Here is a 13,600-nt window from a genome sequence, read left to right on the forward strand (position 1 = left end):
TATATAAAAAAATTCTGTTGTAAGTTATTTTAAAATGAATTATTATAATCAAATGAAGATAAAAAAGATTGCTATAATGCATCCTACTTTTGGATATAATGGCGGGGCAGAAAATGTTATACTTGCTACAGTTAAGCATTTTTATGAGAAGTATGATATTGAATGTACTATTTATACTTACAAGTTAAGAGAAAATGTTCCAAGCTATATTAAACAAATAAAAACGGATATAACTTTAAATCCATTTATTTTTAGAAAAACTGCGAAATTTTTGGCTTATCAATTAAAAGATTATGATGCAATATTAATTCATAATTTTCCAGCTACTATATTTTTTGGTTTAGCTTATAAATATGCTAAAAAAAAATCTATAAAGTTCCCAAAGAGTTTTTGGTATTGTCATGAACCGAGTGTGAGACTTTATGGCGAAGATGATGAAAGCTATAAAATCAAACAAAAAACTTTAGATTTTATTGCTCGTTATACTATGAAATTAGATAGGTTAGGGGTTGGATTTATAGATTATATAATGGCTAATAGTGAGAGAACTTCAAATTCTGTAAGACGTGTTTATGGTAGAGATAGCAAAGTTATATATCCTTGCGTGACTGGTTTTGATGATATTATGAATATAAAAGATGCAGAGCATTTTTTTTATGTGGGGAGATTAGAAAAAGTTAAGAATATAGAAAATGCTATTATTGCCTTTAAGAGTTTTTTAGAGAGAATTGATAATAAAGATTTAAAGTTTATAATAGCTGGAAAGGGTAGGTATGAAGATAAATTGAAAAAATTAGTTTACACTATTGGAATGGAAAATAATATTATATTTGCTGGTTTTATTAGTGATGAAGAGAAGAAGGCTTTACTTAACAAAAGCTACTGTCTTGTTATGCCAGCTATAAATGAACCTTTTGGACTTACAGTTATAGAGGCTCTTTACTGTTCTTGTATTTCTATTATTTCAAAACATTCTGGTGTTTATGAGGTTGCTAAAGATTGCAGTATAGCTTGTGATATGAGCAGTGTTAATGATACAGCTAATTCTATGTATGAAGTATATATTAATAATGACAGCATAAAAAGAAAATTACTGTCTAATAATATTTTATCAATATTCAGAGTGGAAAATTATTGTTCAAGCGTTTTAGAGTATATTGAAAACAACTTGTAATATTTTTTTATATATATTATTATAGTTAGAAGTAATTACTTTTATGATATAGTAATAATTAACTATAAAAAAATCATGATTGGGGGATTTATGAAAGAATATAATTCTATAGCTAGTGCATTTTTTGAAACAGTAAAGGAAATGCCTCAAAGTCCTGCTTATAGATATAGAAACAATAATGGTGAAAAAGTAACTATAGTATATAAAAAATTATATGAAAAAGTAAATGCTATTGCTAAGGCTTTTGATGCAAAGGGGTTAGCAGGAAAAAATGTTGCAATATTTTCAGAGAATCGTATAGAGTGGTTTATATGTGATATGGCACTTTTGGCTATAGGCTCAGCAGATGTTCCTAGGGGGAATGATTCTACATCTGAAGAATTAAATTACATAATAGATCATAGTGATTCATTGGCTGTAATAGTAGAAAATCAGTATGTATTAAATAAAATAGATAGATCTTCCAAAAAAATACAGCTTATACTTGTTTTAGATAATTCTATTCATGATCCTAAAAATAATATTTATTCATTTAGTAAGTTTTTAGAGTTTGGAGAAGAGGCTTTAAATGGAGATGAAGAGTTTGCTGTAAAAAAAGCTTCAAAGATAAATAATGATGATACGGCCACTATAATATATACATCAGGTACAACAGGCAAACCTAAAGGCGTAATTCTTACTCATGGTAACATTTTGCATAATGTTAGGGTGCTGCCTGATATAATAAAACTTCAAAAGGGAGAGAAACTTTTAACTATTCTTCCAATATGGCATATATATGAAAGAACAATTTCTTATGTTACTGCTATTTGTGGATGTTTTACTGCTATTACTAATAAAAGAGATTTGAAGAATGATTTTGTTGAGGAGAAGCCTGATATATTTATATCAGTGCCAGCTATTTGGGTTAATATATATAATGGTGTGATGAAAAATATAGACAAAAAGCCTATGGCAGTAAAAATGATGGTTAAATCTTTTATACAAGGCTCTATTAGATATATAAGAAATTTAAGATACCAAAATAATATGATTTATCTTCTTGGAGATGAAAAGAAAGAAAGCAAAAAGATAGAATATGATATATTGCCATTAGACCCTATGTGTCATAAGATGGCGCAAAAATTAGTTTATAAAAAGATTAAAGAACTTACAGGAGGCAGACTTCGCTTAACTATATCTGGAGGCGGAGCTTTGCCTATGTATATAGAAGATTTTATAGAAGCTACTGGAATCAATTTAGTTGTTGGTTGGGGTATTACGGAAACAGCACCTGTAGTAACTTTAAGGTCTCCTTTTAAAAACTATAGAGGAACTTGCGGAGCACCTGTACCGGAAGTACAAATAGAGGTTAGGGACAAAAATGGAAATATTTGTAAAGACGGGGAGATGGGAGTATGCTATATTAAAGGTCCTAATATTTTTAAAGAGTATTATAAAGATAAAGAATTAACAGTACAGGCCAAAAAAGATGGTTTCTTTAATTCTGGAGATTTGGGAGCTTATACACAACAAGGTGAAATAGTGCTTACAGGAAGGGCAAAAGAAACTATAGTTCTTCTAACAGGTGAAAATGTTGAGCCTCAGCCTATAGAAAATAAGGCTATGGAATCTAAATATATTTCTCAGATAATGCTTGTAGGTCAGGATAAGGCGTCTACTGGTGCTATAGTTGTAATAGATAAAGAGAATGTTAAAGAGTTCTTGAATAAACATAAAATACATTACAATGAAGATGACATGGAAAACTCTAAAGAGGTTGTTAAACTTATTAAGCATGAATTAAATAGATTGGTTAATAGTAAAAATGGTTTTAGACCTTATGAAATTATTTCTAAGCTTATCATAACGAGCAAAGATTTTACTATAGAAAATGGACTTCTCACTCAATCATTAAAAATAAAGAGACATAAAATAATGGAAGCATATAAAGACCAAATAGAAGAGCTTTACAAAAAATAATATTTTTAAATTGTTAAAACTTGGGTTATATTTTGTTATATAAAAATACTTGTTAAAATAAAAAGCGAAAGGTTAACTAAACCCCTTCGCTTTTTTTATTATAATAGTTTTAATTATTAGGGTATATTAATTTATAATCTTTTTTCTTTCCTGCCTCAACATAATCTTCTGGAACAACTTTCCAATTATTAAGCTTTTCAACAGTGATAGCACCGTTTTGTTTTTCAAACCAATCTATAATATAATATCTCAAATCTTTATCTGTAGCTTTTAATACCAAATCCATGTTCTGCAAAGTTTTTAAATCTATTTTAGCACCTTGTGATAAATGACCGCCGCCGCCGCTTCCTCTATAAGAGTTAATAGCTACTTTATATTCTTTATCCAATTCAAAAGGTCTTCCGTCAGTAAAAGATTCTATTGTAACTTTTTCACCTTTAGGTTTAGTAACATCAACAGTATAATTAATGCCTCCAACACTTTCATAATTATAAGTAGGTGTAACTGTGTCATAAGAATTATATCTATTATTAAATATTAACTCTCCATTTGCATCCTTTTTAAATGCTATTAAGTGGTCATTAATATTAGTCATAGTGTTAAACCATCTGTCATAAGAATATTCCATAACATCTTTTATTTGTTTTCCTGTTAATTTCATCACATAGAAGAAATTCTCATAAGGATAAAGACTAAACATATCCCTAACCCTTACAACACCATTATTTAAAATAGCATCTTTACTCAAAGGAGCAGCAAAACTAACATCGACATTCTCTCCCAACTCTTCTTTAGCTATAGTAAACTCTAACTTGTGTATAAAACTTAAAAAATAGCTATCCCCAAACATAGCTTCATCAGAAGTAAGCTTAGTGTTCAAATTACCAATATCACGGCTCACCCAAGTTTGTATAGCTTTTTTAGAAGAATCAAAATTATCTAAAAACTCTTTATCTGCCTCATACTTTGAAACATCAATTAATTCACCTTTAAATTTAATATCCCAAGCATTGTTAGTGTAAATCATGCTCACATCAATAGAAGGTATGAATCTTGCAGCATTAACCCCTCCAAATATAGGTACAACTTTACCGCTTGGACTTTTTACTTCTTTAGTTTTTTGCTTTGTAGATTCATCGTATCCTAAACCAGACCAACCCTGATGGTCATGACCTACAAGTATAATGTCAAACCCATCAACTTGCTCTGCCACTAATTGACTAGCATTCTCATTTTTGAAAGTTTCCTTATCTTCTGTATAATTGGCACCAGCATGGAAAAGCCCTATAACAATATCAGGACTTTCTTTTTCTTTTATGGTTTTTATCCATTTTTTTGCCGACTCAACCATATCTTCTACAGCTAATCCTTCGTATAATACTTTTGGAAGTTGTCTATCTATTGCAGGCTCTATCAAACTAAGTATTGCTATTTTTACTCCATTTTTCTCTATTATAGTATAAGGTTTAAAATATGGATTTTTTGTTTTTTCATCTACCAAGTTAGCACAAATTAAAGGAGCTTTTATCTCTTTAACTATTTTATCATAAACATTATGCCCAGCCTCAACATCATGATTGCCCACTCCCACAGCATCATAATTCATATAGTTAAGCACTTCAGCCCATATATGAGGCTCATTAGTGGCAACAAAGTTATAATAATAAACCGTAGGCTGCCCTTGAAGAGAATCTCCATTATCTAACAGTAATATAGTTTTACCTTCATCTTTTAATTTTTTAATATATGTGCTTACCTGTGCCATAGAAGTATTTTCTTCTTTATCTGTAATAAAGTTATAAGGAAAAATCATTCCATGTATATCTGTAGTTTGAACTATTGTAAAATTAATTTCTCCTTCAGGATAAAGTCTTTTAGAATTATTAGAATTATTGCAAGATGTTAAGATTAATAATGAAATAATTGCCATTATAATATATTCTTTTTTCATTGAAAGCTCCATGTTGTTATTCTAATATATAAGTATAGTGAAAAAAAAGAATATATCTATTTTATTTTTAACAAATTATAATTATTTTGTAAAACCTTTGGTGTCATCATAAAGCTCTATATATTTTTTTATGCCTTTTGCTGCGGCTTTTACCATTTTTAGCCTTGTTTCTTTATTTTTCAAAAATTTAGCATCATCGGCATTTGTGATAAATCCAACTTCTATAAGCGTAGATGGCATTATTGCACCTTTCAAAACATAAAATAATGCATTTTGCACAGGCTTGGTTCTTTTTGCTACACCGGATACCTTATGTACTTCATCAGTAATAGACTCTGCTAACATTCTGCTTTCTTTTTGATACTGTTCTATTAACATGTAATTATGAGTAACTTGTGATGAATAGTCTTCGTATTTAGCAGAATCTATTTTATCAAATTTCACCAAAGCATCATTTTCAAACATAGATACAGCTCTCGCATACTCGCTTGATTCCTGAGCACTTACAAAATATGCCTCAAACCCCTTAGCACTAGAACTTAATGAAGCATTGGCATGCACACTTATCAATAATGCATTATTTGCTTTTTCTGTGTTTATTTTTGCTGCAGTATTTGCTATTTCAAAACGCTCTGCAAGAGTAGGGTAGGAATCATTTGTTCTTGTTAATACTATCTTTACATTTGGCAGTATACTTTCCAATTCTTTTTTAAGCTCTAAAGAAAATGATAAAACTATATCTTTTTCATATATTTTTCCAACACCAATAGAACCGGGATCTCTTCCGCCATGCCCTGGGTCTATTATAATTGTTGTAATGCCTTTAGAATCAAATTTGCTCTTTGCTGGATTAAAAGCATTTTTTAATTCCTCTGCTGTAATATTTAAATTGTTTAATTTTATTTTATCATTATTCTGAGAATATAAAAAGCAAGTATTAAATAGAGCTAATACCAAAAATAATATTATTCTTCTTTTATTTCCTCTGAATGACCACAATCTTCCTTGATACAAACTTTAAACAATCCTTTGTTTTTAATATTCTTCTCTACCATAAGCCCATTACATTTAGGACAAGGCTCAAGCAAAGGTTTATCCCAACTTACAAAATCGCATTTAGGATAATTGGAACAACCATAAAACTCTCTTCCTCTCTTAGAACGCTTTAATGTAATATCGCCTCCGCATTTAGGACAAATACCAAAAGATATACCCTTAGTATTCTTACATTCAGGAAAACCAGAACAAGCAATAAAATATCCGTATCTTCCCAAGCGTTTAATCATCTTCTTGCCGCATTTCTCACATACAAAATCAGTTTCTTCATTAAAGAAATCTTTCATATTGTGAATATTTTCTGTGGCAGTTTTGAGCGTATCCAAAAAATGAGGATAGAACTCTTTTAATATATTATTCCATTCAACATTATCGTCTTCTATTTTATCAAGTTTACTTTCCATATCGGCAGTAAAATTAATATTGACAAGTTCTGGGAAATTTTCACTTATAAGTTCATTGACAAGTTTTCCAAGTTCTGTAGGTACAAGCTGTTTACCTTTTCTCTGTACATAATGCCTTGATATAATTGTTTTTATTGTAGGAGCATAAGTAGAAGGTCTTCCTATACCGGATTCTTCAAGTATTTTTACTAATGAAGCATCTGTGTATCTTGGAGGAGGTGTTGTAAAGTGCTGCTGAGGATTATGCTCTACAAAATCACATACTTCACCATTAGATAAACTTGGCATTTTTGAAGCTTTTTCTTTATCTTCTTTGTCTATAGTAAGCACTTTCATAAATCCGTCAAACTCTATTTTTGATGAGGAAACAGCAAACTCGCAATCGCCTGCCACAATTACTGCTCTTGTATTTTTCATTTTTGCAGGAAGCATTTGTGAAGAAACAAATCTCTCCCATATAAGTTTATAAAGTTTATACTGTTCAGGTTTTAAATATTCTTTAATGCTATCTGGTGTTAAAAACACATTAGTAGGTCTTATAGCTTCGTGAGCATCTTGTGCATTCTTTTTAACAGAATAATTTGGAGGCTCTGGAGGTAAGTAATTGCTTCCATATTCCTTTTGTATAAAATCTCTCGCCTGCTCTTGTGCTACTGGAGATATTCTCACACTATCAGTACGCATATATGTTATAAGTCCTGTAGCCTCTCCTGCTATAGATACTCCTTCATAGAGTGTTTGTGCTATTTGCATTGTCTTTGATGAGTTGTAGCCTAAAGATGTGCTTGCTGCCTGCTGCAATTTACTTGTAGTGTATGGAGCTGTTGGGTTTCTTAATCTGTCTTTTATCTCTATACTTGATACTGTGTAGGTTTTATCTTTTAAATGCTCCATTATAGCATCAACATCTTCTTTTGTTTTTAAATCAGGTTTTTCACCTTTATATTTTTGAAGTTCTGCTAAAAACTCTTTATTTTTATGTTTTAAAAATACTCCGAAAGTCCAATATTCTACAGGAACAAATGTTTCTATTTCATCTTCTCTGTTACAAATTATAAGCAAAGCAACATTTTGAACCCTTCCAGCAGAAAGACCTCTTTTTATCTTCTCCCAAAGCAGAGGACTTAAATTATAACCAATAAGTCTGTCTAATACTCTTCTTGCTTTTTGGGCATTTACTTTTGCTATGTCTATGTCTCTTGGTTTATCAATGGCTTCTTTAAGTGCATCTTTTGTAATTTCGTGAAAAACTATTCTCTTTATAGGTACAGCAGAATTGACACTTCTTATTTTGTTTCCTATGTGCCAAGCTATACTTTCTCCTTCCCTATCATCATCGGCTGCTAATAACACCTCTTCAGATTTCTTTGCCTCTTTTTTAAGCTCATTTAATATTTTAGCTCTTCCTCTTATTGTTATATATTCCGGCTCAAAACCATTGTCTACATCTATAGCTAATCTGCTTCTTGGCAAATCTATTAAATGCCCCATTGATGATAATACTACATAATCTGACCCTAAATATCTATTTATAGTCTTTGCCTTAGCTGGAGACTCAACTATTACTAATTTCTTTTTAGTAGTTTTCTTTTCTTTAGTTTTTGTAGCCATTTTTTATATCCTTAATTTTTATTTCTCTATACTATAATATTTTCCAGATAATTGCTTTATAAAACCATTAATCTCTAATTGCATAAGTAAAGATGTAACACTTTGAGTCTTCATATTGGTTTTTTCTATTATATCGTCTATATGTATTTTTTCAACTTTACTTATTATATCATAAATAAAAGCTTCGTCATCTTGTAAGTTTTGTTTTATAACAACATCTTTTACTTTATTATTATTTTGCTTTTTATTTTGTTTCTCTTTTTTATTATCTTGAACTTTATTATTTTTTTTAATGTCATTAACTTCTGTATTTTTATTAATATTGCCGCCTTCAAAATATTTAAGCTTCATTTTAACATAATTTTCATCATTAGAAAATATATCATCAAAATCTTCTAATATGTCTAATATATTATATGCTATTTTAGCACCGTCTTTATAAAGTTTATGATTACCGTAATATTCTTTTAATTTTTCATCGTACGGAGCTATATAAACATCTCTTCCTTGATTGAGTGCAAAGTCTACTGTTATTAAAGCCCCCGATTTGCTGGATGCCTCAACCATAACAACAGCATAAGAAAGCCCTGATATTATTCTGTTTCTTCTTGGGAAGTTTGTTTTATCTGGTTTTCTTCCTACTTCAAACTCACTTATTATAAGCCCTTTTTCTATTAATTTGTTATAAACTTTTAAATTCTCAGAAGGATAAACATTGTCTATTCCGCACCCTAAAACTGCCACAGTGTTTGCCCCAGAACTTATAGCTCCAATATGTGCTTCTTTGTCCACTCCCTTAGCCATACCGGATACCACAGAAATATTTAATGCAGATAATTTTGAAGATATATCAAAAGCATATTTAGAGCTTTTATCTGTTGGAAATCTTGTGCCTACCACTGCTATAGAGTTTCTTCTTAACTTTTTTAAATCTCCTTTATAATAAAGTATATACGGAGGATTATCTATTTGCTTTAAGTTAAATGGATAATCTTCATCAAATAAACTTAATATGCCAATGCCATGAGTTTTTGATTTTTCTATTATGTCGTTGGCTTTGTCTAATATTTCATTTTTATTAAAATTGCCTATTTGTGATTTGAACTTTTTTTCTAATAGAGATTTTATATTTTCTTCTTTATCTTCAAAAATATTTTCTACAGAGTCATAATGATTAATAAGCTCGGATATTCTTTTGTCGCCTACTTTGTCAATCTGATTTAAGGCTATTAGATATGTATTTTTATCACTATGCATTTTAACTTGTTCTCCGTAAACCTACTCTAATTCATTTGATTAATTATTTGATTTATGTTGTTTAAGGCCGTTTGTTTTACGTTGTTTTCTTTTGCTAAAGACACTATTTTTCTATAGGCTTCAATAGACTCTTTGCCGTTTCCCAAACTGTATTGTATGCGTGCGAGTATGAACAAATAATCTATATTATTAGGGTCAGTTTCAAGAGATTTATTTATTAACTCTAATGCTTCTTCATAGTAGTTTTGCTGTATGCCTCTAAGCGATGATAGTGCTGCGTAGTAGTTAGGGTTGTTTGGGTCTTTATTTATGGCGAACTGTATATTATTTTCGGCACGGGCTAAAAAGTTAGTTTTTTGTGTTTCTGTGTCGGCACTTTCTGCGAGGTTAGCATAAGATAAGCCTAAACCATAACGCAAGTATGGGCTGTTTGGGAGAATTTTTAGAGCTTCTATAAAATATTTTGCAGAGTAGGCATATTGTTTTTTTGCGAGGCTTCTTTCTGCTAACACTCTATATACTGCCCCTAATCTGTCTTGGGCATAAATTTTTTGATTGATGATGTCGTTGTAAGTGTCTGTAACATCGAGAAGGGCTTTATCATCATCAGCATTTTTCCCTTTCTCGTAGAGATTGTATGCACGGTTTAGATTAAATCTGTTTTTAAATACTTGATTGCAAGACATCAAAAAAAAGCAAGCGAAAATAAGCAATGATATTTTAAAAAATTTTTTCATACTAAAAACCCTCACATAAGGAAATATACTATATTATATAAAAAAGTAAAGAATTAATTAGGAAAAGGGTTGCCAAAAAAAGCGAAAGATTTATAATTATGTTACTTATACAATAAACTAAAAATCTTCTTAATTAGATAATATTGTTTATGATATAAAATAATATGCTAAAGAAATGAATAAAACTATGTAATTTTAATTTTTATTTAAGTTTTATCCGAAATTTAAGGAAATTCAAAAAAATTCAAGTAAATAAATTGTAAATTCTACTTGACTTTGATTGTTTATTTAATATATTGTATATATAGAGTGCAAAAAAGTTCTCTATAATATGTTCTTTTGGAAATAATAAATTGCTTTAAAAAAACTTTGCTGGAAGAAAAGTTGAAGGCAATTTTTATTTTAAATAAATAAGCAAAAAAAAATTTTATATAAGGAGATTTATATGAGTAAAAAGATTATTTATTTATTATCTTTACTTATGGCTTTAAGCTTAGTGTTTGCAAGCTGTAAGAAAAATTCTGTTACCGATGCTCTTGGTGGATTAACAGCTCCTCCAGATAGTGGTCAAGGTCAAGATCAAGCAGGATCTGATGGTTTATTTAATAGTTATGCTGATATACCAGACGGTGAAATTGCTAATACAGGTGTATATGTAACTACAGATGGTGACTATTATCGTAACCCAGTTGTTGTTGCAAGACCAAATGGTACAATATTTGTTTTCGCTGAAAAAAGATATCAATCATCAGGTTCTGGAAACGACGTAGGTATTGATGGTATACATAGTGCAGATGTTATTTATAAAGTAAGTCAAGACAGCGGTTATAACTTTAATAATCAAGAAAATATAGTTGGTGGAAAAGCAGCTACTGGACCTGATGACTCACATGGTGCTCCTGTAGTTTTTGTAAATAATACTGATATAGTAGTAGTAGCTACTTCTGGTTCTGGTATAGGTAGAACAACTCAAGCAACTGTTACTCAAAAACCATCAAAAATAGAATATATTAAAGGTACTATCGATGATAAACAAGGAACAATTACTTGGAGTGGTAATTGGACAGAAATACAGATAGATGGTAAAACAATAGTAAAGTATGTTGAAAATGTTTCTGCTGGTGGTCAGCAAAATGTAAATTTTAATCAGGCTGCTACTCCTCCTTCAAGAGGTTATGTTGATAATTCTGGTAATATGTATTTAGATGTTGTATTAGCTTATCAAGGTGATGAAAGTACAGTTTACGAGTTAATGGGAAGAATAACAATAAAAGGTGTAAGTATATCTCAAAATCAGGGTTCTGTAACATGGACAAAACTTGAAGATGCAGTTGCTTATACTACTGATAGTGCAAAATTGGGACCTTGGAAAGAGACAAAATTAGTTTCTTCTACTGGTGAAACTACAGAAAGCTCTTATCAACATATAGTTGTTCCTAGCCCTTGGGCAGTACCAACTAGCTTAAGACCAGGAGTTTTAGGACAGATTGCTAAAGATGGTACTGCAACTATTAATAGAAAAGATATAAAAGCTTCTGAGGGTTCAGTTGGTTATTTTATCACTCAAAATAAATGGTTCGGTGATAAAGAATATACAATAAATGCTGGTACTACTGAAGGCGATGGAAGTACTACAATTTCAGCTGGAACTTCTGGAGATGGTACTCAAATGGGAATATTAGTACATGTTCAAGAGACTGCTAAGAATTTGCATTTATATTGTGTTGATCAAAATTTAACAGTTCAAGGAAAAGGTTGGTTCTTAGATTCTGTTGGTAAGTCTTCATCTGTAGATATGTTGGCAGATGGTACTATAGTTGTTGCTGCTGAAAAAGGTGGTGCTGAGAAAAACTACTTTATAAGATTGTTAAGATATTCTCAAAAAGAGATAGTAAAACAAACTACTGCTAACTAAATTATAGTTTAGAAAAAAGAGGGGGGGATATCCCCCCTCTTTTTTTAATAATTGCTTGACTTTACTGTGTAATTTATATATATTTTATATATAAATTATGTTTTTATAGGATTTGTTATGTTAAAAAAATATATACTGTTTTTTGTTTTAATATATATTCTCACAGGATGCGGAACAGATTATATGCTTTCAAGCTTTTATTTACGTCAAGATTTTGCATGGCCCACTTCGCCGTCTCAGCAGAAAACTCTTGATTATTACAAGAATATAGCAGGCGATTTACTAGAATTTAATCTTTATACATCACCATCTATACTTGCTACCCCAGAAAATTATCTATTGGTATTTTATGAAATTAGAGATAAGCCAGCAGATCCTAAAGTATATGGCGTAGATGGAATAAAAGATATGGGTGTATATGTTGCTATTTCTAAAAATGCTGAAACATTTAGTGCATCTCCTATAAGAGTTGGAAATACTTCTGATACTTATGGTTCTCCTGTCTCTTTTGTTAAAGGTAATCGTGTTGTAGTATTGGCTACAGGAGGGATTGGGTTTGGAGATGGACAAGCTGACGAAGTTACAAAAATATCTGTTAGTATAAGTACTAACAACGGATATAATTGGACAGCATGGACTAATGTAATAGATACAGATATTTTTAAGCCTCTTTTAAAAGACTATAATAGATTTTATACTAATCCTGGTAATGGCGTAGTATTGGCTAACGGTGCTTTGGTTTGTATGATAGATTATAAAGTTAAAGGAACTGATACTACTCCAGCAGGTGCTGCAATAATTTATTCAACAGATAATGGTATTACTTGGCAATTAGGTTCAACTATTACATATTCAGGTCATAGATGGGCAAGAGTAATAGCAGAGAGAACCGATGGAAAATTGTTAATAGCAGCTGTGCCAAATACTACAGGAGATGTTACTGCTGTATATAATAATAATGGAGCTTTAGCTTGGTATATGGCATCTTCTTTAGAAGGTAATATATCTTCATTTCAGCCTTCTGGGTTGCCTAATAATAGTGGCGGCAGTATTTCTGGTGATAGAATTCAATATACTGAAAATGGTATATCTAAATCTGGTATATTATTGTTGCATTCATCCCCAGATAGAGATTATACAAACCCTGGAGACACTAGTCCAACAGGTCAAGTAAAAAATGCTATGTCTATGTCAATAAGTGAAGATGAAGGACAAACTTGGACACTTATTACTAATGCTATTGGTACATCTCCATTTAGAAAAACAAGCTTTAGACAAAGCATGAAAGTATTAAAAGATGGAAGTATTGCAACTTGTATAGAAGAGGGTGAAAGAGAAGAAATACAAAATGCAGCTGGAAAAACTTTTTATATTGTTTATAAAAGAATGGGGTTATATGTATTGTCAGGAGGAAAATATTCTTACGAAGGTATATAATCCATAATAATTAATATATAAATAAAAGAGGGTGTTTTTGCCCTCTTTTTTTATTTTTATAATTTTTTATATTATTAAGTTTAAATTATTTACTAA

9 protein-coding genes are annotated in these 13,600 nt (G+C 30.4%); 4 read left to right on the forward strand and 5 right to left on the reverse strand.

Annotated elements, in window-relative coordinates; translation table 11 throughout:
* Positions 1-52: 52 nt before the first annotated feature.
* Positions 53-1,174 (forward strand): glycosyltransferase family 4 protein, encoded by a 1,122-nt coding sequence (locus R4I97_RS09015; protein ID WP_335784933.1) that lies wholly within the window; start codon positions 53-55, stop codon positions 1,172-1,174.
* A gap of 90 nt (positions 1,175-1,264) precedes the next feature.
* Positions 1,265-3,136: an AMP-dependent synthetase/ligase gene (locus R4I97_RS09020; protein ID WP_335784714.1), complete on the forward strand. Its 1,872-nt coding sequence runs from the start codon at positions 1,265-1,267 to the stop codon at positions 3,134-3,136.
* A 109-nt stretch (positions 3,137-3,245) separates the two neighbouring features.
* Here R4I97_RS09020 and R4I97_RS09025 read toward each other — a convergent pair whose 3' ends face one another.
* The 5 genes from R4I97_RS09025 to R4I97_RS09045 form a co-directional block, all read right to left on the reverse strand.
* Positions 3,246-5,087, reverse strand: coding sequence for a bifunctional UDP-sugar hydrolase/5'-nucleotidase (locus tag R4I97_RS09025; protein WP_335784715.1), 1,842 nt, complete (start codon positions 5,085-5,087; stop codon positions 3,246-3,248).
* A gap of 81 nt (positions 5,088-5,168) precedes the next feature.
* Positions 5,169-6,101, reverse strand: a complete 933-nt coding sequence (locus R4I97_RS09030) for an N-acetylmuramoyl-L-alanine amidase (RefSeq protein WP_335784716.1) — start codon at positions 6,099-6,101, stop codon at positions 5,169-5,171.
* Positions 6,053-8,158 carry a type I DNA topoisomerase gene (gene topA / locus R4I97_RS09035; RefSeq protein ID WP_335784717.1) on the reverse strand — a complete coding sequence of 702 codons (2,106 nt, stop codon included), beginning with the start codon at positions 8,156-8,158 and terminating at the stop codon, positions 6,053-6,055. The genes R4I97_RS09030 and topA overlap by 49 nt, the downstream gene beginning before the upstream one ends.
* 18 nt (positions 8,159-8,176) lie before the next feature.
* Positions 8,177-9,415, reverse strand: coding sequence for a DNA-processing protein DprA (gene dprA, locus R4I97_RS09040; protein ID WP_335784718.1), 1,239 nt, complete (start codon positions 9,413-9,415; stop codon positions 8,177-8,179).
* 26 nt (positions 9,416-9,441) lie between these two features.
* Positions 9,442-10,152, reverse strand: a complete 711-nt coding sequence (locus R4I97_RS09045) for a hypothetical protein (RefSeq protein WP_335784719.1) — start codon at positions 10,150-10,152, stop codon at positions 9,442-9,444.
* 445 nt (positions 10,153-10,597) lie between these two features.
* Here R4I97_RS09045 and R4I97_RS09050 point away from each other — a divergent pair, with 445 nt between their 5' ends.
* Positions 10,598-12,067, forward strand: coding sequence for a sialidase family protein (locus tag R4I97_RS09050; protein WP_335784720.1), 1,470 nt, complete (start codon positions 10,598-10,600; stop codon positions 12,065-12,067).
* A gap of 117 nt (positions 12,068-12,184) precedes the next feature.
* Positions 12,185-13,504 (forward strand): sialidase family protein, encoded by a 1,320-nt coding sequence (locus R4I97_RS09055; protein ID WP_335784721.1) that lies wholly within the window; start codon positions 12,185-12,187, stop codon positions 13,502-13,504.
* Positions 13,505-13,600 lie beyond the last annotated feature (96 nt).

This window comes from Brachyspira pilosicoli, from assembly GCF_036997485.1.
Classification (GTDB): Bacteria; Spirochaetota; Brachyspiria; order Brachyspirales; family Brachyspiraceae; genus Brachyspira; species Brachyspira pilosicoli_C.